The 26015-nt window shown below is 44.9% G+C and carries 24 protein-coding genes and 2 pseudogenes; 4 read left to right on the top strand and 22 right to left on the bottom strand.

What is annotated here, in order from left to right:
• Positions 1-1079: 1079 nt before the first annotated feature.
• From comI to RJP21_RS21515, 11 genes and pseudogenes are all read right to left on the bottom strand, one after another.
• Positions 1080-1175, bottom strand: coding sequence for a competence inhibitor ComI (gene comI, locus RJP21_RS21565; protein ID WP_015736610.1), 96 nt, complete (start codon positions 1173-1175; stop codon positions 1080-1082).
• Positions 1176-2240: 1065 nt separating this feature from the next.
• The gene (locus RJP21_RS21560) at positions 2241-2903 is read right to left on the bottom strand and encodes a HEAT repeat domain-containing protein (RefSeq protein ID WP_310861121.1); all 663 of its coding nucleotides are present in this window, start codon (positions 2901-2903) and stop codon (positions 2241-2243) included.
• A 204-nt stretch (positions 2904-3107) separates the two neighbouring features.
• On the bottom strand, positions 3108-3647 hold the full coding sequence (locus RJP21_RS21555; RefSeq protein ID WP_310861120.1) for a hypothetical protein: 540 nt from the start codon (positions 3645-3647) through the stop codon (positions 3108-3110).
• A 214-nt stretch (positions 3648-3861) separates the two neighbouring features.
• A complete protein-coding gene (locus tag RJP21_RS21550) occupies positions 3862-4365 on the bottom strand; it encodes a hypothetical protein (protein ID WP_310861119.1) in 504 nt (167 codons plus the stop codon).
• Between the two features lie 262 nt (positions 4366-4627).
• Complete coding sequence (locus RJP21_RS21545) at positions 4628-5113, bottom strand: GNAT family N-acetyltransferase (protein ID WP_310861118.1); 486 nt, start codon at positions 5111-5113, stop codon at positions 4628-4630.
• A gap of 250 nt (positions 5114-5363) precedes the next feature.
• Positions 5364-5840, bottom strand: a complete 477-nt coding sequence (locus tag RJP21_RS21540) for a GyrI-like domain-containing protein (RefSeq protein WP_310861117.1) — start codon at positions 5838-5840, stop codon at positions 5364-5366.
• Between the two features lie 330 nt (positions 5841-6170).
• Positions 6171-6824, bottom strand: coding sequence for a lysozyme inhibitor LprI family protein (locus RJP21_RS21535; protein WP_310861116.1), 654 nt, complete (start codon positions 6822-6824; stop codon positions 6171-6173).
• 309 nt (positions 6825-7133) lie between these two features.
• Positions 7134-8630, bottom strand: coding sequence for a serine hydrolase domain-containing protein (locus tag RJP21_RS21530; RefSeq protein WP_310861115.1), 1497 nt, complete (start codon positions 8628-8630; stop codon positions 7134-7136).
• A gap of 185 nt (positions 8631-8815) precedes the next feature.
• Positions 8816-8953: pseudogene (locus RJP21_RS21525) on the bottom strand (CPBP family intramembrane glutamic endopeptidase); the annotation flags it as partial.
• Between the two features lie 509 nt (positions 8954-9462).
• Positions 9463-9915 (bottom strand): hypothetical protein, encoded by a 453-nt coding sequence (locus tag RJP21_RS21520; protein WP_310861114.1) that lies wholly within the window; start codon positions 9913-9915, stop codon positions 9463-9465.
• Positions 9916-10128: 213 nt separating this feature from the next.
• Positions 10129-10683, bottom strand: coding sequence for a hypothetical protein (locus tag RJP21_RS21515; RefSeq protein WP_310861113.1), 555 nt, complete (start codon positions 10681-10683; stop codon positions 10129-10131).
• A 544-nt stretch (positions 10684-11227) separates the two neighbouring features.
• Between RJP21_RS21515 and RJP21_RS21510 the strand changes: the two genes are divergently transcribed.
• Positions 11228-11311, top strand: a complete 84-nt coding sequence (locus RJP21_RS21510) for a putative holin-like toxin (RefSeq protein WP_310861154.1) — start codon at positions 11228-11230, stop codon at positions 11309-11311.
• Between the two features lie 388 nt (positions 11312-11699).
• On the opposite strand, the gene RJP21_RS21505 is transcribed toward RJP21_RS21510, so the two are convergent.
• From RJP21_RS21505 to RJP21_RS21470, 8 genes and pseudogenes are all read right to left on the bottom strand, one after another.
• Positions 11700-12140, bottom strand: coding sequence for a pentapeptide repeat-containing protein (locus tag RJP21_RS21505; RefSeq protein ID WP_310861112.1), 441 nt, complete (start codon positions 12138-12140; stop codon positions 11700-11702).
• A 277-nt stretch (positions 12141-12417) separates the two neighbouring features.
• Entirely contained in the window at positions 12418-12933 is a 516-nt protein-coding gene (locus RJP21_RS21500; RefSeq protein ID WP_310861111.1) for a DMP19 family protein, read from the bottom strand.
• 155 nt (positions 12934-13088) lie between these two features.
• A pseudogene (locus tag RJP21_RS21495) lies at positions 13089-13513 on the bottom strand (tyrosine-type recombinase/integrase).
• Positions 13494-13826 carry a hypothetical protein gene (locus tag RJP21_RS21490; RefSeq protein ID WP_310861155.1) on the bottom strand — a complete coding sequence of 111 codons (333 nt, stop codon included), beginning with the start codon at positions 13824-13826 and terminating at the stop codon, positions 13494-13496. The pseudogene RJP21_RS21495 and the gene RJP21_RS21490 overlap by 20 nt, the downstream one beginning before the upstream one ends.
• A 600-nt stretch (positions 13827-14426) precedes the next feature.
• On the bottom strand, positions 14427-15962 hold the full coding sequence (locus tag RJP21_RS21485) for a copper amine oxidase N-terminal domain-containing protein (RefSeq protein WP_310861110.1): 1536 nt from the start codon (positions 15960-15962) through the stop codon (positions 14427-14429).
• A gap of 356 nt (positions 15963-16318) precedes the next feature.
• Positions 16319-16828, bottom strand: a complete 510-nt coding sequence (locus RJP21_RS21480) for a GNAT family N-acetyltransferase (protein ID WP_310861109.1) — start codon at positions 16826-16828, stop codon at positions 16319-16321.
• 120 nt (positions 16829-16948) lie between these two features.
• The gene (locus RJP21_RS21475) at positions 16949-17512 is read right to left on the bottom strand and encodes a DUF2569 domain-containing protein (protein ID WP_310861108.1); all 564 of its coding nucleotides are present in this window, start codon (positions 17510-17512) and stop codon (positions 16949-16951) included.
• Positions 17513-17602: 90 nt separating this feature from the next.
• Positions 17603-18472 carry an SDR family oxidoreductase gene (locus RJP21_RS21470; RefSeq protein WP_310861107.1) on the bottom strand — a complete coding sequence of 290 codons (870 nt, stop codon included), beginning with the start codon at positions 18470-18472 and terminating at the stop codon, positions 17603-17605.
• Positions 18473-18674: 202 nt separating this feature from the next.
• On the opposite strand from RJP21_RS21470, the gene RJP21_RS21465 reads away from it, so the two are divergent.
• From RJP21_RS21465 to RJP21_RS21455, 3 genes are all read left to right on the top strand, one after another.
• Positions 18675-19127 carry a DUF2231 domain-containing protein gene (locus RJP21_RS21465; protein WP_310861106.1) on the top strand — a complete coding sequence of 151 codons (453 nt, stop codon included), beginning with the start codon at positions 18675-18677 and terminating at the stop codon, positions 19125-19127.
• A 227-nt stretch (positions 19128-19354) separates the two neighbouring features.
• Positions 19355-20101, top strand: a complete 747-nt coding sequence (locus RJP21_RS21460; protein ID WP_310861105.1) for an MBL fold metallo-hydrolase — start codon at positions 19355-19357, stop codon at positions 20099-20101.
• Between the two features lie 294 nt (positions 20102-20395).
• Positions 20396-21487 carry a M24 family metallopeptidase gene (locus RJP21_RS21455; protein ID WP_310861104.1) on the top strand — a complete coding sequence of 364 codons (1092 nt, stop codon included), beginning with the start codon at positions 20396-20398 and terminating at the stop codon, positions 21485-21487.
• Positions 21488-21635: 148 nt separating this feature from the next.
• On the opposite strand, the gene RJP21_RS21450 is transcribed toward RJP21_RS21455, so the two are convergent.
• The 3 genes from RJP21_RS21450 to RJP21_RS21440 all read right to left on the bottom strand — a co-directional run bounded on the left by RJP21_RS21450 (position 21636) and on the right by RJP21_RS21440 (position 25946).
• The gene (locus RJP21_RS21450) at positions 21636-22358 is read right to left on the bottom strand and encodes a queuosine precursor transporter (protein WP_160042703.1); all 723 of its coding nucleotides are present in this window, start codon (positions 22356-22358) and stop codon (positions 21636-21638) included.
• 315 nt (positions 22359-22673) lie between these two features.
• Positions 22674-24068, bottom strand: coding sequence for an L-cystine transporter (locus RJP21_RS21445; protein WP_310861103.1), 1395 nt, complete (start codon positions 24066-24068; stop codon positions 22674-22676).
• A gap of 333 nt (positions 24069-24401) precedes the next feature.
• A complete protein-coding gene (locus RJP21_RS21440) occupies positions 24402-25946 on the bottom strand; it encodes a cobyric acid synthase (RefSeq protein WP_310861153.1) in 1545 nt (514 codons plus the stop codon).
• Positions 25947-26015 lie beyond the last annotated feature (69 nt).

Genomic DNA, 26015 nt, shown 5'->3' with positions numbered 1-26015 from the left:
TGAATATTCTTCTTCGCCACTGAAATACCATCTCCGAAAACCGCTTCTTATTGCTTCGGTCGGACCAAGGAGAGCGATAGCGACCTAGCGCGAATATAGTGTTATAAGATGTCTCTGATTTCGAAGCATTGACTTAACTCATTTGGTATATTCTTGAGCTGTTATTCAGGTACTTGTGAAGATATATACTTAAGTCTATGTTTATCAAAGAGTCTTTTGTCGTAAGAAATTATATATTCTTTATTCTCCTCTAACAGTTTAGAAATATCGATCGGTAATTTTATTGTTCTTTCTCTATTATTTAAATTTACTACGGTTATTTCATTTCTACTTACTTTCTGAATAATAACTGCTTCAATAGTTGATGAACGATACGAGTTCCAAAACATGAATAAAGCCACAATTATCAACAGTATCATTGCCATTCTTTTATATGCTTTTATTACTTTTCTCTCCTTTCAGTTTTTACTATGAGTTTTATCGGGGGATTTCTTATAACGTTCTTGTATTCATGAACCCGAGAGGCTTAAAGGAGTACTTTCCATTGGGTCCGAGACAGCCTCGCAGGGTTGTCTCCTGAATTCGCTTCCTTACTTCTGAACTCGCCTCAATTACGGATTCACTTCTTATAACTTCCAGGCACCACGCGACCTTCAGAGCCAGCAGCGTGAATATGTTGTTATTCGAGGTTATTGCCTACTTCGAATCAGCTAAAATTCCTTGATCCGTTCCCCTCGGTTTACTTTATTATTAATTCGCTTACATTGATAATACATGTGAGCTGATTCCGCTTCTCAGCGTGCCTATTCTTGCAAACCAAGGGCCGAACAGCCCGCAGCGTAGATACGATGTTATATGATGGGGATGTCATATTTGTTTAGCCCTTAAGCATATTTGTTTATATTGTCATTCCAATTTTATTTCACGCTTTGATACATTTTTTTCTTTGTGTTATTATATATGTAATAAAGACCAAGTGCTGCGAACACTTGGTCAGTACAATTGGCTTGGATGGTTTATTCCCTTCTAAGTCGTAAAGGAACAAAACCCACCTCTGGCCTCAACCTTTGGGTGGGTTTTTACTTTCTCTTGTTGTTATTATTGATGTATGTTAAAAGAGCAATAATGAACGTTCCAAAGAGGAACATGATCGTTAACGCATCTTTCACTTCCATGGCTTCACCTCCTTTCGAAGGGAAACCATGCCCACCCAAGATTCAATTGTAGTTATATTTTACCTTTATTTACATCCGCGTACAAGCGTTCTCAATTTGTTTTCTAGTCTTTATTCTGCATCTCTTTCATATAACGTAAATGTGTTCACGACTTCCCACCGACTTAAGGCGACGAAGTCGCCGGGCGCGATGCGGTTAGTCGGTGCGGATGTGTCATTTCTGATCCCGCTACCTTGCCGATTGCTACTTGCGGACCGAGGAGCCGCCAGGCTCCAATGTGTGGATATAATGTTAGATGATGTCGGAATATTCTTGATTTGCTTTCAGATTCATAGAACTTTCTTCATTCTGTTTTTTCAATATTGATAATTCTGATTTTAGCTCTTTTATGGATGCTCTCAACTCTTCAGCAGATTCATTAAGTTGGGTTGAATTAGCACTTCTGCGATCCAACATCTCATCAAATTCTGCATCAGACTTCAAGCCAATAAGAAAAATGCGATACCTAATCTTAGCAATACTATAGAATCATTTATTCGTTTAATAATTTCTGATTCCCAATTTATCGGTAAATGAGGAAAAATAACAATTGAAAAGGCTGATAATAAAAGCATTGATCCACTGGTGTATCTTAAGGATTTAAGTTTCCACTTTAATGTACGAGTTAATATCTTTGTCTTCTTTATTCTTTCGATTTTGAAGTTAACAAAATCAGAAACTATAAACAAAAAACCTGCTAATGAAAAACTCAAAATAAAGCGTGTTTCTAACTCGAAAAAATTAGTCATAGTCCAATAACCTAGCAAGAAAATCCCAGCATCAATAAATTTTGTGATTGAAGAGTATTAAACATAAATTAAATGAGTTCTCCTTTATTCCGATTTCATCTAACGTTATTGTGTTCGTCCCACCGACTTAAGGTCACGAAGTGACCGGGAGCGAAGCGCATAGTCAGTGCGGATGTGTCCGGCTGCTTCCACTTCCTCGAAATTCCTCTGCCGGACCGAGGGGGTTTGCCCATGATGCGCGAACACGTTGTTAGGAGAGGTTACTGACTTCTTCGATTTAATCACGTAATAATTTTAATATTCTTTCTGCGTTCATCCTTACATAATCAAATGAATCTTGTAATCCTAATTGTAGATACTTCTCTAGTTCTCGTGATTCTACTTGATACAGCGTTTCGAGTGCTGCGATTCTTTGGTATTCCAGATTTGAACTCCAGGCCTCTATTGCTTTTTGTTCAGCATGTTCAGATTTGATATCCCCCAAGGCAAGTAATGCTCTACGTCTTACATATTCAATGTGATCATCACAATACATCAGAATTAACCTTTCCGCTTCAGGCTGCTCAACTATTATCTTAGAAAGGTAATGGACCAACTGCCATCTTGCATTATCGTCCTGATACTTTAGCCCTTCTCTTGATAAATAGATCAGACATGCTGGATTTTCACTTATTGTATCAATCAGAGTCTCACACTCATTGTTACGAGCAATTAAATATAGAATGTTGTTTATTGTCCTTTGATCCCATTGAGTAAAATCAGTAAAACGTACTAATCGATCAAGTAATGTATTAATTAAGCTCCATTCTGAGTAACTTGCTTCCCATTCATTAACCTGTTTTTGAGTCTTCGACCATTGCCAAAACTCATCAACTTGTTCATCTATTTTGATTTCTAAGCTCTTTGTAGAATCATGGATATACCTATAATACTCATTCAAGGATTTGACTCCTTTCATGTTCTTCGGTAATTTCACCAAACGTTCCCGCATCTATGACCTGACCCGGCCTTAGATAACTCTTATCTTAGGCCGGGTCGTGTGTTGTCTGAGTTAACGTCTATGAGCTTGCTTCTGACAACCAAGGGGCGGTAATCTCGCAGCGTGAATACGGTGTTAGCCGATGGCACTTCTTCTTCGAAATACCTACTCGTTATTATTTCTTTGCTCTTGTAAATATTTTTTATAGTAGCTCTTAAAAGACATGTATATGGGTTTTATTTCATCTATTTCAGCACTAAATTTACTATATATCTCCTTTTTTTGTCTCTGTTCAACTTCAGGATTAAAATCAGAGTCTTCATAGTTAGTAAGTAGTTCATAAAAATATTCACATTGTTCTTTAACACATTGACAACTATCTGCATATTCTCCTGATGAAAACAGAAAACTAGCCCAAGATGTTTCTCTACTAGTGTATTTCAGATAAAGACACCCAATGTATTGATTTGCCATATAGTCATAATCTAACTCAACAAATGGTTCCGAATATATATAATTATTCACTATCTCAATCGCTGTAGGTTGGAATTTCACAACAGACAATTCAATGATCCAATACGGTGGTCTTTCTTGTTCTTCAATGATCTCATCACAAAAAGGCTGAAAATGCTTGTACCATATCAGTTTGCACATAAGCATATTGCTGAGCTTGCAAGCAAAATTTTTATTAAGTTCTAACTTCATTGGCTTACCCCATATTTACAAGTTTTTAAGGGCTTTCGGCTAACGTTATTATATTCGCGACATCAATCCCCTTAGAAAGCTCTTATCTTAGGGAGTTTGATTTGTCCGGCTGCTCCCGCTTCCCCGAAGAACCTCGGCAGGACCGAAGGCCGAATGGGCCGAAGCGTGAATATTGTTATCAGCCAGAGGCTTCTTGAACTACTTACACAGTCTCTTAATTCATTATTAAATCGTTTGTCTTATACCAATCATCTTCTCCTATATAACTTAATATGGTTGACCGATCTTTTTCTTGGAATGTATCAAAACTATTTATTTTTCTTAAAGTGTCTGCCGAAATCTGATGAATAAATACATCATTATTTTGGTCTATCACATATACTAGCATTTTTTCTTCTTCAATATTATTTAATCCTTGATAAATGAACTTATAAAGAAAAATTGAATTTATTGATGAGGAAATTGATGTGGTCGCATTTGTTGTATTCATAATCCAACTTTTTATTTTTTCTATTTCAGATTGCTCAAAATATACATTTATTAACTCGGGTTGGACTCTTATAGAATTGGTTCGATACATACTGATCTCTACTGATTTCAATGAATTGTTGTTATAACTAAAAATTGTATTATGATTCTGATCAATTTTTGTACGATTGCCACCGGAGCAACTACATAGGAAAGAAATCAATAATAAGAAATGAATGATTTGTTTCAAATAGTTATACCATCTTTCTATATGTTTTTAAATGCACTTCTCCGGTTACTTGTAAAGTTCTTGTATCTACGAACCCGAGAAACTTAAACCCCATCGGGGCAAGCCGTAACGCGGTTAGGTTCGCAGGGTTGTCCGCCTGACTCAACTCCTCGAAATGCCTCGGGTGGACCAAGGAACGGCGCAAGCCGGCCCGCTGCGATAATACTCTGTTATAAGCTGTTTCTGACTTCGGTGAGTTAACCTAAACTTTCTGTTTATTTCACTATTGATTAGATTCAATTATACGTTTTTCATAACTCACTAATGTCATTTTATCGTTTACTTGTTTTAGTTGGCCTGTCTTTTGATATCCTAATTTTTCATAAAGATAGCAATTTCCTTGCTCTTGTAATATGGTATCCAACTCCCAGATTCTCGCATCATTATATTTATCTTCAATAATAGTAAATACCCTTTGAGCAATTCCGTTCCCTTGATGTTCAGGTAAAACGAAAATGGGGCTGACTCGATACACTTTATTTTCTTTTCTTCTAATCCTAATTGCCCCTACTGGAATATTATCGTTTTTAATAATGTAATAATCCGAATAGGTTTGATTTACTCGATCTATTACTCGTTCCAATGACTCATTCGCAGGGTTTGTTTCATAGTCCTGATATTTATTTAGTAAGGGCATAAATGCCTTGATTTGCATTTCGTGAATAACAACTGCTTCATTGATACCTGATTTGAACAATGTAAGCGTCATTTTGTTATACCCTCCCTAAACAAATTATGGCGTTATGAATTTATTTAGCGGTTTCCAGCAATTGCGTATAACGTGCCCGCATTCACGACGCGAGCCGGCCTTAGACAGCTCCTATCTTAGGCCGGCTCGTGTGTCGTCTGAGCCATCTTCCATGATTATACACCTGACGACCGAGGGGCGTAAGTCCCCCAGCGTGAATGCAGAGTTATACGCAGTTACTACTGCCTTTATCGAAGAATTTGCTAATAATTTATCCTAATGCAACGTACATATCGATCTCATTATCTGAACTTTCAGGTTTATACCTGTCATCCCAAACTTCAAAGTCATATCCTATCGGTTCATGTCCATGTTCGCGCATCCATTGTCCATATAGATAATCATATGATCTTCCCAACTCGGATTCGAGACCTTTATGTGTATATGTTACGTAGTTGCATTCAGCTACTTGATGGCTTACCATCCCTGATGGAACTGAGTCAACTTCATTGACCTCATAACAGAATATTTGGGTAAAACGATCGATCCTTGGATTAAACCCAGATTTCATTGGATAAATCTGCATGAAAATCATATTCTCATTCTTCTTGAGGAGAATTTCGTCTTTCCTCGATATCAATGAATCATATGTATTCTTCCCAATGCCAGATTCTAATTCGTCTAGGTTTGCTTCAATCCTAAATCCTACAACTATGAATGACGGTAATCTTACTTTCTTTGCTTCCATGATTATCACTCTCCAATTGGTTTTTACTTTCTGAATATCATGATGCCAATTCTTTTTGATCTCTATTATATTCCCGCAGTAATTGCGTATAACGTTCTTGTGTTCACGACGCCCCACCACCTTAAGGCTCCAAAGGAGCCGGCAGCGATGCGGCTAGGTGGTGCTGGTGTGTCCGGCTGAATATGCTTCCCTGCTACTGAAATCGCCGCCTTGAATCTCCTTCTATACATCTGACACCCAAGGGGTGGTAGCCCTGCAGCGTGAATACATTGTTATGCGCCGTTACTGTCTTCGAAGCATCACTTAAAACCTTTGATCAAGATTCCAACTCTATTTTTGGCTTTGGTATAAAAACTCAACTTCACCATCTAGCAAATATCGGTATTCAAATAATTGCATTGTTCTTTCCCTTATTCTCTCCCGTATAACCGTAGCTAGGCTTACCGATCCTCGTGATCCAAGGTAACCATTATTAATAAATGTCTTCTCTGCAAATTTTGTTTCCTTTAAGTGATACTGTAACCATTCTTTCTGCGATTCAATTAGTGCTTCTCTTGGTTCTCTATCCAACTTAGAAAGAAGCTTTTTATATATTTGATTCAACTCTTTATCCCAAATCTCGGTATATTTGCCTTCCAACGCCCCCCATCCCAATGTTGTATTATTCTCTTTGGAATTTATTAATTCATTTAATTCGACTTCATAATCATGATCTATAGGATTTCGAAGCATTTCATCATAAAATTCTCCTTTCAAATCATAGTTCCCAATGCTCATGGATAACACTTCATTGTTAGATGGATCTGATCGACCTTCAGTTATTTCTTTCGATTCTATTCCATTACCTGTACTCACTACATCAGGAGGCCGTTCAGAATTCATTATTGATTTAGTTTTGCTGTTCAAGGTAGTCGATTGACTAATATTTTGACAAGATGAAAACATTATCGTAATAAAAAATAATAAGAGTATCTTATCTTTCATAAATTATCTCCTTAAATATTATCTTTAATATTTACCGGTAATAGCGCATAACGTTTGACATCCCTGACGATTAAGCAGCTTAAGTGACCGTAGGAAACGTGTCGTCTTACTTTGCTGATTGAATGTATCGCTTGAATAAACTCCTTGGAAATCCTTCTTAGCGCTCAAGGGCGAATGCCCGCTGTAGGTATGCTGTGTTATCAGATGTCAGCGCCTTCTTCGAAATATACCTATTCTTCTTTAAAGATTTGAGAGATCAAGAACAGACAAACAATCGTATGTGATTTTCACATTTCACCTCTAATTTTTTTATAAATTGCTTCTAATAATTCCGATTTTTTTAATATTAATTATTATCGATAAAATACAATTGATAGAAGTAAGACCCATCCAAATAAATACTGAATACGACATCCACACCCATACCATTAAATAATTATTGTCTAATAGAAAAGGCAAGATCATTACCAATACCAAAAGCATAATGCTTAAGATTAGAGTGATACTACTTCCTGTCATTTTTCTGAATCTTGTCTTTTCATCTTTAATATTTAGTTTTATTCCTCTAAAGATTTTAATTACTTGGACACATAAGATAACGACGGCTATTATCACTAAGAATGAAAATACCAAATCAATTAATAGATACACGTCATCATAATTAAATTTATTCATGTGACTTCCATTCATATTCTCATATATGTTATTAGCAATAAGCGATGGTGCAGTTGAATTCAAATTAGCCAGAACAAATATGGCCTGCTGCTTTTCTAAATCAATAAGAACCTGTGAGGAGTAATTAGGATTAGATCCATTATGACTAACAACTCTATTTTCCGTATCAATACTCCATCCGAATGAATAGTATTGATTTTCATCTTCGTATCCCGCCGTTTTGATGTCGACTTGATGAGATTGTTGTATCGCTTTCAATAAATGATCTGGCATATCGCCTATCCCCATTTGGGCATTAATCCAGCGTTCTAAATCTTTTGAATTCGTTACCAAATATCCTGCAGCGATATTCCCATAATATCTAGGGGCATCATATTCTAAGCTTTTTCCAAAAAATACACGATATCCTTTGGTAAGTTTATCAGATTCCTTTTCCTGACCTGTTGAAAAATAACTATCAGTCATTCCTAAAGGAACCAGTATGTTTTCAGTCATGTAATCCTGATAACGTTTGCCTGTAACTTTTTCAATAATCATCGCTAAAATATCATAATTAACTGTAGCATAATTATATGCTGTCCCGGGATACGTATCTAATGCAATGCCTGACACATTATGTATCGTTTTTTCAAGCATATCATCCGTGGTACCTTCAGGAATTAACCGAATACTCCACGGTGGAATTCCACTTGTATGAGCTAACAACTGATGAATCGTAATATTAACTTTCTTACCCTTAATGGTTGGCTCAAACGATGGAATATAATCTGTAATACAATCTGAAAGAGATAAGTAGCCCTCATTTTCTAATAAAATAACGGCCAAAGCCGTAAATGCCTTTGTAGTCGATCCCAATTCAAATAATGACTCCTCAGTCACCCTCTTCTTATTATTAACATCCGCATACCCGTAATTCTTATATTCTGTCTTGCCCTGCTCTGATACTACCATAGCCACCCCTGGAATCGCTGATTTAGCCATTATGGTTTCCACCATATTATCCGTATTATCATAATCCCCTGTCCTTACCAAACTTCCAAGTTCATCCCAACACGCTATAGTAGTAATGATTGCGATAAGTAGGATGACACATACTGTTAATGGGCCTGTTTTACTTAGTATTTTCTTCAATGTGGTTCTCCCTATTGTAAGTCTTCTAAAAAAATAATAATGAACCAAACTATATATGGAGATTTTGCGTCAGCAAAATACCACTCGTCCATTGACTGGCTGGATAGGCGTAACGGCCCGATTTGCGAGTAAATCTGCAAGTTGTACATTCACATTGTTGGACTAAGGCATAATGGAGAAAATACTTATACTATTCGCCTGCTCTTTTTGTCGTATATCACAACGGTTACAATTGAAACAAGAACAATCACAGCATTTGCGGCAATTGTTCCCGCCCAAGTCATAGGCAGGATGCCAAAGACGGAGCTTGCCGCATTGAACATGTATATACATTAATTTTGACGTATGGACGCTTCAACTTTTATCACCTAATGTTTGCTTTCTGCCATTTCAAATTTCGTCTAGTCAGTCCCTTATCAGATACGCCTTCATCCAAAAATCTAATATCTTCCTAAAAGGAATTCAACCTTATCTTGCTACATTCCTTCAAACGACAAAAACCGTATCTAGGTAACCCTTACAAGCAATGAGTTTCAAGATACGGAATCGATCTTTCTATATTTAAAATAACGTCTCAAGTATTGGTTTGCTTCTTGTTGAACTATCTTTGGTCTTCATAGATTGGTTTACAATCATTAGGGCATTTCAGTTAACTTTGTTGCATTCGCGATCCCGAGAACCTTAAGGCGACGGAGTCGCCGGCTGCACTTGCGCAGTTAGGTTCGGTTGTGAGTTGAATCAGCCTCCTTGCCTACCTCTTCTTGCGAACAAAGGGCAAAGCCCGCAGCGTAGATATAGTGTTATAGGATGTCGGGGACTTCCTGAAATACATTCAATTTCTGTTATCTACCTTCCATTCTCCACTTTCTTTCAAAATTGTATATGTCGTTTCATCCTGCTCGTCATTCTCCCATATTCTTATTACGTCAATTATGACTTCCTCTTCACTTACTTCTGATATGTTATTCACCTGAGCAGACTTTAACTTTAGACTTTTTTTATTAATTTTGTAATATATCTGGATCATCTCTTCTAGTGATTTTTCTTCTGAGTAATCGCTACTACACCAAGCGTATGCTCTTTTAATAAATTCATCTGTTGAGTAATTTCTCCACTTTCTAACGTCATCAAAATTTTTGAAGTAATTACTAATGGTCTCTTCTAAGTCTGTATCTGAAGGTTGATCTACTTGGTAATTGACAAAAACTGATGTTGCTTCTTTACTGACACATCCACCTAAGGTAATACACAATATAAAAAAAATTAAAATCATTATATGTTTCATATTATTCTTCCTTGTCTATTATTTATTGTCTTTACCCCGATTTCCTATAACGTTCTTGTATTCACGAAACGCCCTAGCCTTAGATAGCTCTTATCTTAGGCTGGGGCGTTTATTGTTCGAGCTTCTCCCACGATTATACTTCAGATAACCGAGGGGCGATAGCCCCGATGCGTGAATGCTGTGTTATGTAGAGTCGCGCCATCTTTGCTATATCTACAAACAATTAGTTAATTTATTTTTAAAAATGAAATGTCTTAATAATTCCCCAGATTTGAAGAACTTTATACTTTTCTTTATTATATTATTTTTATATTCTTGCTCACTAGTTTGACCATATAAACTAAAATCTATCTTATAGAGATTTTCAACTACATAATTCCCCTCAGAGTAAATAATATTATACTCACAACAATTAGTATAAAAATCATGGGCGTAATTTCTAACAACTCCCCCAAGAGATGCTGTACACCTAATACATATTGTTATTAGATCCAATTGGTCTGTAGGGTCCATCTCTGAGTCTATGATAATAAAATTTTTGTATGTTTTCTCAGAATAGTAGATGGAAATCTCTGAGTTAATGTTACCTCGATTAATACGTATCTCTTCAATTATTTCAGAAACGTTCATGTCAATATTTAATATTTTTCTCAGCTTTTCAAAAGTCGGTTCTTCTACATACTCATCCTTGTAATCATCTGGGTAAAATATCAATGAATGAAATGGTATTATCATCTTTATCTCCAAATCCCATGCAGTATCTAGCATTTGATCACTCCTTAAATACTTATTTATATTGTAAGTACACTGTCTTTAACATCTTGTGCGCGATTTTATATAACGTTGTTGTATTCACGAACCCTTACTGGCTTAAGGGGCACCAGCCCCGGGGGTCCGATGGACTTTGCCAGTGTAGGGTTGTCTGCTGATTCCGTTTCTTCGAATAGCCTCTGCAGACCAAGGGACATCAGGCCCTTTCGTCTAACGTTCCCACATCTATGACGCGACCCGGCCTTAGATAGCTCTTATCTTAGGCCGGGTCGTGTGTTGTCTGAATTTGCCCCTATGAGCTTGCTTCTGACAACCAAGGGGCCGAATGCCCCGCAGCATAGATGCATTGTTAAGTGATGTTACTGCCTTCTCTGTATTTACATTCCATATACGGTTTAGATAAATATATTTGTTTCCTATGTATTCTAGTTATTTATAGTATTTCAATGATATTTCATCATGTTTTATATGTTATAATTTTCCAGTACAATATACGGCTATAAGGGCGGTCGGCTAATCTCCCAGAAGGGAGGTGATGCCCATGGAGATCAAAGATGCACTTTCCTTAATGTTCATGTTCGGCATGTTCATTTTGGCATTGCTCACCTACATGAAAAAGAAATAGACCGCCCTCGCTAAGGTAACGGTCTACTTCTCGACCTAAGTCCTGTGGCCGACTGCTCTTTATGCAGTTATTGTGCTTTGGAGTCGTGTTCCCGCACGGATCCTTATTTATTCTTACCTCAGTATAACTCATTTTATAACGCTTTTATAGGTTTTGTTGATTATTTTTATTTATATAAGGTCTGTAATGGTGTCTGTTAGTAATTTCATATAACGTTCCCGTATTCACGACGTCGATCCCCCTTAGATAGCTCCTATCTTAGGGGGATCGATGTGTCCTCTGAGTTGCTTCATCGAGATGCATCTGGCGGACCGAGGGCCGAATGGCCCGAAGCGTGAATATTGTGTTATATGTTGCCAGCGCCATCTTCGAGACTCTTAAGAATCTATTACTTCCTATTTAACAATTCTTCAATAAGAATTCCATTTATCTTGAGTCCAGAAATATTGCAATTATTAATTTCCATATTAGTTAGATCACAATTGTTAAATTTTATTGGCTTATAACTCCCTTGCGGGTCATAATTACCATCAGATTCTTGGGGCAATACAATATTGACAAATTCAGTTCCGAAAAGGTGAACATGATCGATCATCATATTGCTCATATTTGCATGTTGGATTGAAGTGCCTGACAAGTTAGCATTGGTAATTGTAATTTCAGCTGCATTGATGTCATTCATTGTCATCCCACGCATGTTAGCGTTATTTATCTTGGTCTTTGATAAATTAACATTATCATAATCTAATCCTTGAGCTTTAACATCCTTAAATGAAGATCCAGAAATATCTTTCATTGTAAGTTCCATCTTTGTGACTTCTAATTCCATGTTCATTCTCCTCTTTGGATTTAGTTTATATGTAAATTCAAGGTTGTTCAGATATATGTTTGCGCTGGTTTCATATAACGTTCCTATATCCACGACGTCCCACCGACTTAAGGCTGCGCCAGCAGCCGGCCGCGATGCGGTTAGTCGGTGCGGATGTGTCCGCCTGATTCTGCTTCCCTGCCAATCCCCTTCGGGCGGACCGAGGAACCGTCAGGCTCCGAAGCGTGGATATGATGTTATGCGAAGTTTCTGACTTCTTCGAGTTACTACCACAATCTTATCTAAATTCTTTTGGCACTGGAACAAATCCTTTAAAATAGAAATCTCTTTGATGGTCTTTAATATATTTCATAAGATGTGCTTCCAATCTACTTTCTAATTTGTAAAATTCCATATCAAGATCTTCAAAATCGGGTTCATATTTATCAAGTTGATCTTGTCTAACTTCTCTTACCTTAGAAGGAGAACCTCCGAGTCTACTTATTGATTCCTTTATCAATTCATATAACTCATTAAATTCTATCTCTTTAAATCCATTCATAACTTCTTCCCAAATTATACCCGTAGAATTGTAATAAAATTGATCATGTCCACCATTATTTACTTCAGATAAATACCATTGAATTGCAAACACATATTGTTGTGGTTTAGTAAAGTTTGATAAGTCTTTATAATACTGTTCTTCACTTTCATATATATTTACGCTCCACCATAAAGGCTCAATTATCTTAAAGAGATTATTTGAGCTAATAATAGAGTCATCAATAACTACTTCGATTAGTTCTTCATTCATTAAGATTCTCTCCTTGAAGTTTTAAATATTAACCAGAAATTTCGTATAACTCTTATTCTGCGAATGTCGTAATCCCTCCCCTTTCTCGAAATATTACGACATTCGCATTAAATCCATATATTATAATGTTATGCGAAGTTTCCAGTATATTCAATTCATTCTTGCATTCGGTCCAAAGGACTTTGGATGCGACGGATATCTCTAATGCTCACATGAGTGTAGATCTCAGTAGTCTTGGAACTCGTATGGCCTAGTAATTCTTGAATGTATCTTATGTCTGTACCTGCCTCCAAGAGATGGGTAGCAAAAGAATGTCTCAGCGTATGAACAGTCGCGGGCTTTTGAATGCCTGCTTTTTGTTTTATTTTTTCAAATACATGTTGAATCGTTCTCGTGGTGATCGGACTGTTTTTGCTTCGCCCAGGAAAAAGCCAGGTTTCAGGCTCTTCTATTCGGATATACTGCTTCAGGAGCTTGTATGCCGTCGGTGACAAACCGTATATCGGTCCTTTCTTCCTTTTGACTGGCGTATATGAATGATGCCACGCTCTACATCCAGATCACGGACCTTCAAATACACAGCCTCGCTGATCCGCAGTCCTGCCCGAATAAATTAGGGTTAAAATGGCTTTATGCTTTAAATTAAGAACACTTTTAAGAAGCGTGGATACTTCCGGTGCCGATAGAACGGCGGGTAGCTTCTTTTCCCGTCTCGGCCGCGCCCATACTTTCGGAAAATCGTTTCGCTTCTCTACTTCCTTAAACCAGAAACTTAAAGCACTGATCGCCTGGTTCACATAAGTGTGAGAGTGATATTGACCTAGAAGCTCAAGCAAGTACTTTCGCACATCCTCTGCACGCATGAATTCCAAGCTGCTTTCCGTACGCTGCATGCATCTTTCCCAATGCCCTAAATATGATTTTTTCCGTATTTCTGCTATATCCTTTTAATTTCATGGCTTCTGTGTGTCTTTTACGCCAACGGTTTCCATAAGGAGATAATCTTCTTAATTGCGGATACTCACTCCCCATCACCTCTTTCACATGAACGGGACAATCCGTAAATTACTCTACAAACATTCCAATGGTATTTTCATCGAAAGCTCCACTGCTTTAGATCTGGATGCCATTTTCGTTTCGGAACGTTACGTATTCGCCGAATCCAATCCTTCTCGGGAGAAAGAGTCAGCCATAGTCGCCCTTCGTAGACATTTTGCACTTCAATACGTTTTACATCCACGGTTTGTCCCTCCCTCAAATATGTTCTCCTTACCTACAGATGCGCTTCTCCAAGAATGAAAAAAGAGACGGTTTCGCAACCGTCTCCGATTCTTTCGGAAAATTTCTTTTTGAAATCCCTTTTTATACCTCAGAGGCAACAGGCGGGCTCTTCGGTTCTTTTCTCATGCGGGCCGGGCCCAGACGGAATTACGACTTACATTCACTCCGTCCCTTGTCTGCCTGTACGATCAAGCACCCAAGCTAAGCCCCGCTTAATCCCTCTCAATCGTCAAAACCTTCCCTTTCGCATCCCAATGCCCTTGCGCTCCCAGTGCTTTGGTGATGAAACGCATCGGCACGTAGTTGGAGCCATCGAAGTTTTGCACGGGCTGGGCAAGCACCTCGGCGGTGCCGTTGATGGATGCTTGCTTGGAGCCTACTTTCAGGACGATTTTGGCACCGGTAAGGTCTTCCGTGAGCGTGATTTGCTTGGTCGCTTTGTCCCACGACAATTTTGCATCCAGCTGGTTTGCGACGTGTTTTACCGGCACCATCAACGTGTTGTTCACGATGACCGGCTCGTATCCCGGCACTAACATGGTTGTCGGATCATCTTCCGCATACATGTCGAACGATTTGTGGGTAATCTTCATGTCATCCTTCATGAAACGGTACAGGTCCGACTTGCTGTCCAGATGGCGCAGCATCTCGCCCGGCGTTCCTTCGCCCGGAGCCACGTTCCAGAAACCTTTGGAGCCGTCCACTTCATGGATGGTCACAGGCTCATTGATTTTCCACGTTTCCGCCTCGGAATGCACCTTCACCTGCTTGATCGGAACGTCATCATTCGCCGGAAGCTGCACGGTCAGGTCCATGTTTTGCTTGCGGATGTTCAGCTTGCTGTCGAGCAGGTAGTCGAGCGAAAGCACGGTGTCTTTGCCCAAAATCGTACGCAGCTCAGGCGTTCCCTCGAACAGCGCTTTTACGTTTTTATCGAAGTCAGGCAGCAGCTTGTTTACCGCACCGATGAGTTCATCCGCTACGGCAGCGATTTCTTTTTCCTTCTCCGCGCTGGTTGGCGCAGCCGTTTCCATTCCCGGAACGCCGGCGTAGTAAGCGGCAATGATCGGATAATATGTGTCGTACAGACGGGTGATCAACTGTTTGAGGCCGTCTTTGTCCTGAGACAAGCTGGTCAGGAAGCCCTTGGCAAGGCCGGCGAGCTCATCGCCGCGGATTTCGATGTGCAGCTTTTGCAGGGATAACGACTCCCCGTTCACTTTATCGGTTACGGGCGCGATCGAAATCGAGGACGGATTCGGCGTATGCTTCAGCAGAAAACCGAGCATGTCCTTGTACATTTGGATGACGCTTTCGTTGTTCATTTGCGGAACCGCAAAGGAAGGATCCAATTCCTCCGGAACGAGCGATACAGAAATCGGCTGCGTCATGCCTTCGACGGACAGGTCCATCTTCTTATCGTCAATGGCGAGATGGAAAGGAAGCTTTTTGCCTTGGAGCTGAACGGCTCCTTCCATAGATACGTGGTTCATGTCCTGCATGATGGCTTGGTCAATCGTAACGGACAAGGAATTCAGCAGATCGATGGCTTTTTTGTCCTCTTCGCTCAGCTTGCCGTCTGCCGGAACCAGCTGCAGGGACAACGTTTGTTTGGACATCGCCGATTTGACATCCAGCGTGCTCAGCGCAGCTTTGGAGACATCCACGCCGCCAACGGCTTGGCATCCTGCAAGCACCACCAAAAGCAAGGACAGCGCGGCGGCCAGTCCCCATTTGAAACGCTTCATCATCATGTTCCTCCTTATGTACCCATAATAATTTCTTGCGCAAAAAGCGGCCGGGAACATCCCGGTTGAGTATAGTATGCCAGTGCTTGTATAACGGTGTAAACACTATTTTTACATCATTTTGGAACTAGTCGCGAGCTTCGCCCGAAAAACACAAAAAGCCGACCCGATTCTGTCCGAAAAAACAGATGGATCCGCTTTTTTCATTTATCCGGCGGCGATGCGAATACCGTTGATTCTCCTATCCATTTGGATGAAGCCATGCGGGTCATAATCACCGAAAAACCCGGCGTTTTTGAGCCGACCAAAATTCCCGGCAATCGTTCTTTGCGTGTTCTAACCTGCCACTTCGAGCCTTAGGCCTCAACCTTTTTCCCGACGATCACGAGATCGCGCTCGATGCCGTCCAGCTCGGCTACGCCGGGCAGCAATCCCCAATTCTCAAAACCGTATTTACGCAGCAGCTTCAAGCTCGGATCATTATGGCCGAACACGAAGCCGACCAGCCGTTTCAGCCCAAGACGCGGACAGGCCTCAAATGCTTTTTCCAGCAAAATGCCGCCCACACCCTTGCCCCGGCAGTCCTCCGAAACATAAATGCTGATTTCCGCCGTCGCATTGTAAGCCGCCCGTCCATAAAAGGATTGAAAGCTCAGCCAGGCGACCGTCTTCCCCTCCGATTTCATGACCCACAGCGGGCGGTGATGGCTGTTATGCTCCTCAAACCAGCGCCGGCGGCTTTCCACCGTTACCGGCTCCAAATCCGCGGTTACTTTCCTTCCAGCGATCGTAGAGTTGTAAATGGCGACGATGTCCGGCAAATCTTCAGGTGCGGCATCTTCGATCGTATAGTTGTCCCATGTCATGCTGTAGATAGTCCTCCTCGCGCGAGTCCGATAGATTTTGATATCTATTGTATAGGAAGAACGGCGGGCGCGCTATACGGCAGATTTAGGGACGCCCTGCCAAGATGGAGCCATCCGAGATCAATGAACGAACGTATTTTTCACCCGTTTGGACCGGAGCAAATACGCCACCCACACGACAGAAAACACAAACCGCCGAATGATTTGCCCATTTTGCATGTACTGGTCCCTCTCGGCTCCGCTCAAGTCTTCATACGTCAAAAAACGGTCAAACACCATATTCGTGCCCAGATCAAACATCACGGAAAGCACAAAATAACAAATCAAGATCCATGGAAACGCCGCCTTTTTCCGGTACAGCAGGACAAAAGCGACGACGAGCAGGCCCAGCAAAACAGCCGTAGACAGGGTTTCCAGCATAAACAGCCGCTTGGCATGCGGGTTGTAATATTCTCCGTTCGGAGATGTCAATGAATTCCAAGTCTCAGGAGAATAGATCGGAAGCAAATTCCGAAAGAAATAATCGGAAAGCAGCAGAAGCGAATAATACATGTTAATTTGCACAAGCACCAACCACCCGCCCAGCCCCCGGAGGTCATCCGTCCGAACGGATGCCTGCGGTCCGCCCCTTATCTCGCCGCTTACAGGCTGATCCTCGCGCTCAAGGTTATCGTTTGGATTCATCGCGTTCTCCTTTTTCGTTTATCGCATTTACGACATGCGTTAAGTTCTTAGTGATTACATCGACAGATGCCCGCTTTTATGTGATACGAATCATTTTCCTAGGAGACGATCAATAGGTTCATCCGCGATCCCCACCTGACTGCAGCTCCATGCCCACAAGCGTTTGGCATCCTCCATGTTTTCGGCTCGGGCCGCCAGTTTTTGCGGTTTTTTCTTGTAAAAATATTGCCCGGTAACCTGCCCCGCTTCCGGATCGGAAGCGAGATACACCGCCGTCTCGGCGCCTTGTTCCGGGGTTAGAAAAAATGGCTTCATCATCGCCAGCACCGTTTTGCCGAACCCGGTATCGCGGTTGACGCCGATTTGGGTTCCGACCGCTCCCGGATGCAAACAGTTCGCGGTGACACGGGTGCCTTCCAGGCGCGAAGCAAGCTCCTTCGTGAACAAAATGTTCGCCAGCTTCGATTGCCCGTAGGCTTTGGCCGGATTGAAACCGCGCGTCAGGAACGGATCGTCGAAATGGATTTTTCCCGCCTTATACGCGCCGGAGGCCACCGTCACGACTCTCCCCTGCTCAGCCGCCAGCAGCGGCTCCAACAGCAGGTTCGTCAGCAGAAAATGGCCCAAGTGGTTGACCCCCAGGTCCATTTCGAAGCCGTCGGCCGTCTCCTTCCGTTTGAGCATTACCACGCCGGCATTGTTGAGAAGCACGTCAAGCTTGCCGTGGCGCTCCCGAAACGTCCGGGCGAATTCCCGGATGCCGTCCAAACGGCCCAAGTCGCAAAGCATCAGATGAATGCGATCCGAACCGCTTTGCCGGATGGCCTCCGCCAGCGCTTCCTGGCCCCGCCGTTCATGGCGGCATGCCATGACGACTTCCGCGCCCTGCTTCGCGAGCGCAATCGTGGAAGCCAGACCCATGCCGGAATTGGCTCCGGTCACGACGATCAATTTGTCCACCGCTTCATTCCTCCCGTCTCTTTTTCGCTCCAAATGACCATGCCTGCCGTTCGTCTCTTCCTTTTTCTCCCTAACTGTAATTAAACATGCCGGCTGGAGGAAATCAATCATTTTTGATGCTGCGCCGGCTTCTCATGGAATTTTAATCCGTTCTTTATACAATGGAGCAGGAACTATGAACCTATTTCAGGGAGGAAAACCGATGACTACGCCTCTTCATCCATTAATCGTTCACTTTCCCATCGCCTTGCTGTTTCTTGCAGCCGTTATGCAGCTCTTTGCCATATGGCGCCCCCGGCTGTTCGACCGGACCGCGGACATCCTTCTCGGATTGGGATTCCTCAGCGGAATCGCGGCTTATATGACCGGGGATGGAGGCGAACGTTACGCCATCAGCGTATTCGGGGCTACCCGGGACATGATCCATAAACACGAAAATATCGCATTTTATACCCTCATCGTCTACGGCCTCCTGCTGGCTGTCAAAATCTTGTTTCGGCTGCCCGGGGTCCGGCGCCGTTTCGCTGCAGGCATGCGCTGGGCTTCGCCGCTGGTGATGATCTTGTCCCTGGCCGGACTCGTGCTGGTTTACTACACCGGCCATTACGGCGGACAGATCGTGTATCACGGCACGCAAGCATCCGCCAATCCTTGATCAAGTGTCATTGACGGGGGGAAGCCCGGGATTTTATACGCGAAAACGGCAACCGACCGGCCCGAAAGCCCCCACCTTTTTTTCACCGATATCTACAACGCGCTTCAACGCCTGCCCGCCGGATCACGGATCGACGGCCGGCGTTTTTTCTTTTCCATTCCGCCGCATTATAATGAAAGAGAACAGCATACCAAAGGAGGTGCACCGGATATTTATCCGGAAATCGCATGAAACTTGGACAACAGATCGTATCCGTTGAATTGTACAACCAACCGGGCGCCGCCGAGCCGGCCTATCAGCCTGTTTTGCTATGGGACGATAAACATGGAGCTACGCTGGTGGACACCGGCATGATGGGGCAAATGGAGCAGATGGAAAAAGCGGTTCGCGAAGCCGGACTCCGGCTTTCAGATATCCAACGGATCATTTTGACGCATCAGGATGTGGACCATGTCGGCAATTTGCCCGCGCTGATCGCAGCAAATCCGAATATCGAGGTGTGGGCGCATGCCGATGACATACCGTACATCACAGGCGAAAAACGCATCATCAAAATGACGGACGAACGCATTGTGCAAATGCCCGAGGCGGCGCAGTCCGCCATCCGTGCTCTTTTTGAGAAGCTGCCTTCCATCCGAATTTCCCGCGTGCTCGAGGACGGCGAAATGCTCGACATTCACGGCGGAATGCGCGTCATCCACACGCCGGGCCATACGCCGGGACATGTCTGCCTCTACCTTCCGGAAGAGAAGCTGCTGCTGGCCGCGGACGAGCTGCGTGTCGTTGACGGGGATTTGGCGGGACCTCCGGAAGGATTTTTCACCCCGGACATGAAAGAAGCCATACGCAGCATGCACAAGCTGACCGATTTGACGCTGAACGGCATTTTCTGTTATCACGGCGGATTATACGATCGGAACCCTTCCGCACGGCTCGCCGAGCTGCTCAAAACATTGGAAGAAACCGAAGACTAAAAATTCCGCAGTCCGATGCGGTTACCGTACAAGCCAATGCAAAATCATTCTTGAAATCCCGGGTTCTCCCGCTTGGCTGCCGACAGCTGGTTCATCGCTTCTAATGAAAAGCTTCATTGGGCGTGTTTAGTGCTATAATGAAAACAACGTCTATGATGTCCTCCCACGGAAGACAGCCCGCGTTTACGCGGGCGTTTTGAAGGCGAATTAGGGTGAAACCTCTAACGCTTTTCTTTTTCGCTGAAGGCGAGGCAAGAACGAGAACCCATAGGGATTAGAAAGGAAGACCTGAACATGAGCAGTCGTATCGAGCAATTGGAGCAATCCATGAATGAAAAGGGACTGGACAGCCTGCTGGTGACCGATCCCAAACATGTCTACTATTTGACCGGATTTGCGAGCGATCCGCATGAACGTTTTCTCGGCCTGCTGCTCGTGCGCGGCGAAGAGCCGATGCTGATCGTGCCGGCCCTGGACGCCGAAGCGGCGAACGCCGCCTCCAGCGTCAAAAACATCGTGACCCACAACGATACGGACAATCCGTATGAGCTGCTGCAGCGGCAGTTTAAAGGAAGCATCGGCACGCTTGGCATCGAGAAGGAACAGCTGACCGTGGCCCGTTACGAAGAGCTGTCCGCAGCCGTTTCGGCCAAGCAATACGCGGATATCGGCCCGCTGCTCCGCAGCATGCGCGTCAACAAATCGCCGGAAGAGATCAAACGGATGAAACATGCGATGGACCTGATCGAGGAAGTGCTGCGCCAAGGGCTGAAAAGCGTCAAAACCGGCGTCACCGAAATCGAAATCGTCGCCGAGCTGGAATATCTAATGAAGAAACTCGGCGCGCAGGGGCCTTCCTTCGATACGATGGTCTTGTCCGGACCGAAAACCGCGTTGCCGCACGGCACGCCGGGAGACCGCAAAATCCAGCACGGCGACCTGCTGATGTTCGATATGGGAGTATACGCTGACGGATACGCGTCCGACATTACCCGCACGTTTGCGGTGGGAGAGATCTCCCTTGAACTGAAAAAGATTTACAACGCCGTATTGGAAGCCAACCTGCACGGCATTCAGGCCATCAAACCGGGCGTGACGCTCGCATCGGTGGACAAAGCGGCCCGGGATGCGATCGAAAAAGCCGGCTACGGCCCGTATTTCCTGCATCGCCTCGGCCACGGCCTCGGCATGGATGTGCATGAATATCCTTCCGTGCATGGCAACAACGCCGATCTTGTGCAGCCGGGCATGGTGTTCACCGTCGAACCGGGCGTCTATGTCGCAGGCCTTGGCGGCGTGCGGATCGAAGACGACATTTTTGTGACGGACAACGGCGCGGAAGTGCTGACATCCTACCCGAAAGAATTGATCGTCCTCGAAGGCTGACACCGGACTTTCAACACAACCATCACGCGAAAACAAAAAAACCGGAATGCCTCATCCTCTTCGGATGCTGCTTCCGGTTTTTTGGTGTTTATACGAACATCTCAGCATAGCTGAGCGATAGACCGTTCATGAAAAAACATGCCGTAAACTATGACTGCGCCGGACGGCTTGCGCCATCCTCCTCATCGGCAAACTTGAAATCGCGGGCAATGTACAAAAACGGCGTTCCAACGGCTGTCAAAATGAACTTGATGATGTACGTCGTCAGGAACACTTCCAGCCATACGGTCCACGTAAAACCTTCCCGTCCCGCAAAAGCGATCACGCAAAAGACGAGCGTATCCACCAGCGAACTGATCATCGTGCTGCCGTTGTTGCGAATCCAGAACTGATGGCGTTTGCCGTAAAACTTGCGGATCCAGCTGTACAGCTTTACGTCCAGGAACTGGCTCACGAAATATGCGGTCAAGCTTCCAAGCGCCAGACGCGGCATCAGGCCGAAAATGTTTTGCAGCGCCTTCTGCATTTCGTCGTCCGCTCCGCCCATCGGCTTGAAATACAAAGCCATCTGCATCAGCACGGTCGTGATAATCAAGGTGAAAAAACCGAACCAGACGGCCTTTCGCGCTTCCTGCCGGCCGTATTTTTCGTTCAGCAGGTCGCTGGTCATGTACAGGCTGACATACATCGTATTGCCCAGCGTCATGGCGATGCCGAACATTTCGATCGTTTTCGTCACCTGAATGTTGGCCACGACGGTTGCGACGCCGATCCAGGCATACAAGCCTTTTTTGCCGAACAGTCGATAACACAGCAAATATAGCGAAAAATTGACGAGTACGTACACGATACCCCAAAGCAAGTTGAACATCAGGTTTTCCTCCTAGTTTTGATTACGCGGGATGGTTTCGAACCGCGGTTTCCGGGCAGGCTGTCCCGCCCAAAAACATGTTCTAATGTAACATAATTCGTCCCCTTGTGGCTATGTTTATTTTCGGAAAAATATTTTTGCCCATCCGCCGTAAACCTAAAAAAAGAGCCCCGGCGGCCGCCGAAGCTCCAAAGCATCTATGGTTTGGGATGTTGCAGGCAAATCCTAGAGAGAGATCCTGCCGCGGCCAAGCGCGAAACCAGGATCGAAATGCCCGCAAATCCCGAGAGAAGAACGTTTTTCATGGTCCAAGCTTTACGCTTGAACGGCGTTGTCGAGCTCTACGTCGTTTTTGAACACGTCATGGTCGTTTTCTTTCAAAATTTTGCTGGACACCAGCCCGGCAACCATCGAGTCGTTGACGTTCAGCGCCGTACGGCCCATGTCGATCAGCGGTTCAACCGAGATCAACAGACCGGCAAGCGCAACCGGCAGGTTCATCGTGGACAAGACGATCAGGGAAGCGAACGTCGCCCCGCCGCCTACGCCGGCAACACCAAAGGAACTGATGACGACGATCAGAATCAGCTGTACGATAAAGCTCCAGCTCATCGGATCGATGCCGACCGTCGGCGCGATCATGCAGGCCAGCATGGCCGGATAGATGCCGGCGCAGCCGTTTTGCCCGATCGTGGCGCCGAAGGTTGCGGACAGGTTGGCGATCCCTTCGGATACGCCCAGCTTTTTCGTTTGCGTCTCCACGTTCAGCGGAATCGTAGCCGCGCTCGAACGGGAAGTAAACGCAAAGGTCAGCGTCGGCAGCACCTTTTTAACGTATTGCACCGGATTGAATCCGAAAAGAGCGATGATGATCAAATGAATAATAAACATAATGATCAAAGCGACGTACGATGCTCCAACAAATTTGATCAGCTTCAGGATCTCGTCGACGTTGGTCGTTGCCACCGTCTTCGTAATCAAGGCCAAAATACCGTATGGCGTCAGCCTCAATACGAGCGTTACGATCCTGAGCACCACCGCGTAGACCGCTTCAACCATTTTGCGGAAGGTTGCCGCCTGCTCCGGCTTTTTGCGGTCAATGCCCAGCACGGCTACGCCGATAAAGGCGGAGAAAATGACGACGGCCAGTGTGGACGAACGGCGGGCGCCCGTCATGTCGGCAAACGGATTGGTCGGAACGAATTCGAGAATTTGCTGCGGAATCGTTTTATCCTGGACATCCCCGAGCTTCTGCTCCAGCTTCTGTCCCTGCTGCGCCTCGCGGTCTCCAGCCTTGATATCGATAGCCTTCAGGTTGAAGGTAAGGCTGGTCGCAATACTAACTGCGGCTGCGATGGCTACGGTAATCAGCAGCACGGCGATGATCGACCCGCTCATTTTGCCGAGATTTTGTCTGCCCTTCAAATTCATGATGGCGGAAATGATCGAAACCATGATCAGCGGAATGACCACCATTTGCAGCAGGCCGACATAGCCGTAACCCGCCAGGTTAAACCAGTCTACCGATTTGGTGATGACCTTGGAGTCGACGCCGAAAATCAACTGCAAAACGACGCCGAACACGACGCCGAGGCCAAGGCCCGTAAATACGCGTTTTGTGAACGATATATGCTTCTTCTGCATCCAAATCAGCAGGCCGATCAAGGCAAGCATGACGATCACGTTGACAATAACCCATAATGTGTTCATCTCTTTTTAGCACCCCTTAGTATTCTTAAGGCTCCCCGGCAAAACCTCCGTCCGCAACCGGAAGTTCGCCTGGCCTTTGATGATTGATGATGGCGCGGCCGGTAAAACAGCCTTCGCGTAAAGCATTTGGAAGGCTTCTTTTGGCCAGTCTTTGAAATTGATTTTAAGTTTAGCACAATTCATAGTATTTGGATAGGATTAATTTTTTGCTATTTTTAAGCATATGACGCAAAAAGAAGTCATCCCTTGTCATTAGGGATGACTTCTCTTCAGTTTTTTCCTTTTTTGAAGAATTTATAACTTCATGCTCAGGTTCGGAGGTGGGCAGGCTATTCAGCCAATACTTAGCAGCTTGTAAATCTCGTCCATCTTCACATGCTGCCTTACCGTTTCGGCGACGCGGTCGAATTCCCGCTCCTTTAGAGCCTTAACCGAGAACGTTTCCGCTTCGGTCCGAAGCCCTTTCGCCGCGCGGATCGCATTCAGCCAGCTTTTGCGGAACTCGTCGTTATGGAAAATGCCGTGCAAATACGTGCCCCAGATCCGGCCGTTTTTTGCGCCGCATCCTTCCATTTTCGGCTCCCCGTCTGTTTCCCGAATTTCGAACAGCGGATGTGCGCTCCCTTGATGGTCCTCGACCACGGTGGTGCGTCCCATATGTATTTCGTAACCTTCCACCGGAATAGCCGCCGCGTCCCAACCGCCTTCAAGGCGCAGCGGGCAATCCGGCAGCAGCCGGCCGCTGACCCGGACTGTTTTTTTGTCCACGGCAAAAACGGTTGCAAGCGGCAAATAACCGAGCCCTTCCGTCTCGCCGGCTTGCCGGCCTTCCAGCCCGTCCGGATCGGACAAAGTTCTGCCAAGCATCTGATAACCGCCGCAAATGCCGATCAGCTGGGTCGAACCGGAGCGCATCGCTTCGGCTATGGCGGCGTCGAATCCTTGTTCCTTGAGGAATTCCAGATCGCCGATCGTGTTTTTCGTGCCGGGCAACAGGATGACATCCGGCTGCCCAAGCTCGGCGGAGCGGCTGACGAAACGCACGGACACGCCGGGCTCCCCGGTCAGCGGATCAAAATCCGTAAAATTGGAGATGCGCGGCGTGCGGATGACGGCAACGTCGATGCCTCCGCCAGCCTGTCGGTCCGCCGCAGGCCGGCTTCGTCCCTCCAATGCCACGGAGTCTTCCGCCTCCAACCGGAGATCATGGATATAAGGCAGCACGCCAAGCACCGGAATGCCTGTCCGCTCCTCCAGCCAATCCAGCCCCGGCTGAAGCAGCGACAGATCCCCGCGGAACTTGTTGATGATGAAGCCCTTGACGCGCGCACGCTCATGAGGCTCCAGCAGCTCCAGCGTCCCCACGAGAAAAGCAAACACGCCGCCGCGGTCGATGTCCGCCACTAGCACGACGGGCGAATCCGCCCAGCCGGCCAAGTTCATGTTGACGATATCCCGTTCCTTCAGATTGATTTCGGCGGGGCTCCCGGCGCCTTCCATGACGACGATGTCGTACGCGGAACGCAAGCGCCCGAGCGCTTCCATCACGGTCGCTTTGGCCGTCGGCAAATATTTGCTGCGGTAATCCGCGGCGCTCATATTCGCCAGGGGACGCCCATGGACGACGATCTGGGAATGCATGTCATGCGTCGGCTTGATCAGGATCGGGTTCATGTCCGTCGTCGCTTCGATGCCGCAGGCTTCGGCCTGCATGCCCTGGGCCCTTCCGATTTCTTTGCCGTCCGCCGTGACGTAGGAATTCAGCGCCATGTTTTGCGATTTGAACGGAGACGTGCGGAAGCCGTCCTGCACGAATATTCGGCAGAGCGCGGCCGTAATGACGCTTTTGCCCACATCCGAAGCGGTCCCTTGCAGCATGAGCACCGCCGCTTGTTTAACGCTCCCTGTTCCCTTGTTTTCCGTCACCCGCGGTTTCCTCCTCTATCT

The sequence above is a fragment of the Paenibacillus sp. VCA1 genome, assembly GCF_031583795.1.
Classification (GTDB): Bacteria; Bacillota; Bacilli; order Paenibacillales; family Paenibacillaceae; genus Paenibacillus_AQ; species Paenibacillus_AQ albilobatus.
Note: the sequence above shows the minus strand (reverse complement) of the source record. Positions and strands in the feature narration are given on the sequence as shown.

Bases quoted from the DNA above. Each gene is read 5' to 3' on its own strand.
- comI (WP_015736610.1), bottom strand. From the start codon at position 1,175: ATGGAAGTGAAAGATGCGTTAACGATCATGTTCCTCTTTGGAACGTTC.
- RJP21_RS21555 (WP_310861120.1), bottom strand. From the start codon at position 3,647: ATGAAGTTAGAACTTAATAAAAATTTTGCTTGCAAGCTCAGCAATATG.
- RJP21_RS21545 (WP_310861118.1), bottom strand. From the start codon at position 5,113: ATGACGCTTACATTGTTCAAATCAGGTATCAATGAAGCAGTTGTTATT.
- RJP21_RS21540 (WP_310861117.1), bottom strand. From the start codon at position 5,840: ATGGAAGCAAAGAAAGTAAGATTACCGTCATTCATAGTTGTAGGATTT.
- RJP21_RS21535 (WP_310861116.1), bottom strand. From the start codon at position 6,824: ATGAAAGATAAGATACTCTTATTATTTTTTATTACGATAATGTTTTCA.
- RJP21_RS21520 (WP_310861114.1), bottom strand. From the start codon at position 9,915: ATGAAACATATAATGATTTTAATTTTTTTTATATTGTGTATTACCTTA.
- RJP21_RS21515 (WP_310861113.1), bottom strand. From the start codon at position 10,683: ATGCTAGATACTGCATGGGATTTGGAGATAAAGATGATAATACCATTT.
- RJP21_RS21510 (WP_310861154.1), top strand. From the start codon at position 11,228: ATGGAGATCAAAGATGCACTTTCCTTAATGTTCATGTTCGGCATGTTC.
- RJP21_RS21505 (WP_310861112.1), bottom strand. From the start codon at position 12,140: ATGGAATTAGAAGTCACAAAGATGGAACTTACAATGAAAGATATTTCT.
- RJP21_RS21500 (WP_310861111.1), bottom strand. From the start codon at position 12,933: ATGAATGAAGAACTAATCGAAGTAGTTATTGATGACTCTATTATTAGC.
- RJP21_RS21490 (WP_310861155.1), bottom strand. From the start codon at position 13,826: ATGCAGCGTACGGAAAGCAGCTTGGAATTCATGCGTGCAGAGGATGTG.
- RJP21_RS21485 (WP_310861110.1), bottom strand. From the start codon at position 15,962: ATGAAGCGTTTCAAATGGGGACTGGCCGCCGCGCTGTCCTTGCTTTTG.
- RJP21_RS21480 (WP_310861109.1), bottom strand. From the start codon at position 16,828: ATGACATGGGACAACTATACGATCGAAGATGCCGCACCTGAAGATTTG.
- RJP21_RS21475 (WP_310861108.1), bottom strand. From the start codon at position 17,512: ATGAATCCAAACGATAACCTTGAGCGCGAGGATCAGCCTGTAAGCGGC.
- RJP21_RS21465 (WP_310861106.1), top strand. From the start codon at position 18,675: ATGACTACGCCTCTTCATCCATTAATCGTTCACTTTCCCATCGCCTTG.
- RJP21_RS21460 (WP_310861105.1), top strand. From the start codon at position 19,355: ATGAAACTTGGACAACAGATCGTATCCGTTGAATTGTACAACCAACCG.
- RJP21_RS21455 (WP_310861104.1), top strand. From the start codon at position 20,396: ATGAGCAGTCGTATCGAGCAATTGGAGCAATCCATGAATGAAAAGGGA.
- RJP21_RS21450 (WP_160042703.1), bottom strand. From the start codon at position 22,358: ATGTTCAACTTGCTTTGGGGTATCGTGTACGTACTCGTCAATTTTTCG.
- RJP21_RS21445 (WP_310861103.1), bottom strand. From the start codon at position 24,068: ATGAACACATTATGGGTTATTGTCAACGTGATCGTCATGCTTGCCTTG.
- RJP21_RS21440 (WP_310861153.1), bottom strand. From the start codon at position 25,946: ATGCTGCAAGGGACCGCTTCGGATGTGGGCAAAAGCGTCATTACGGCC.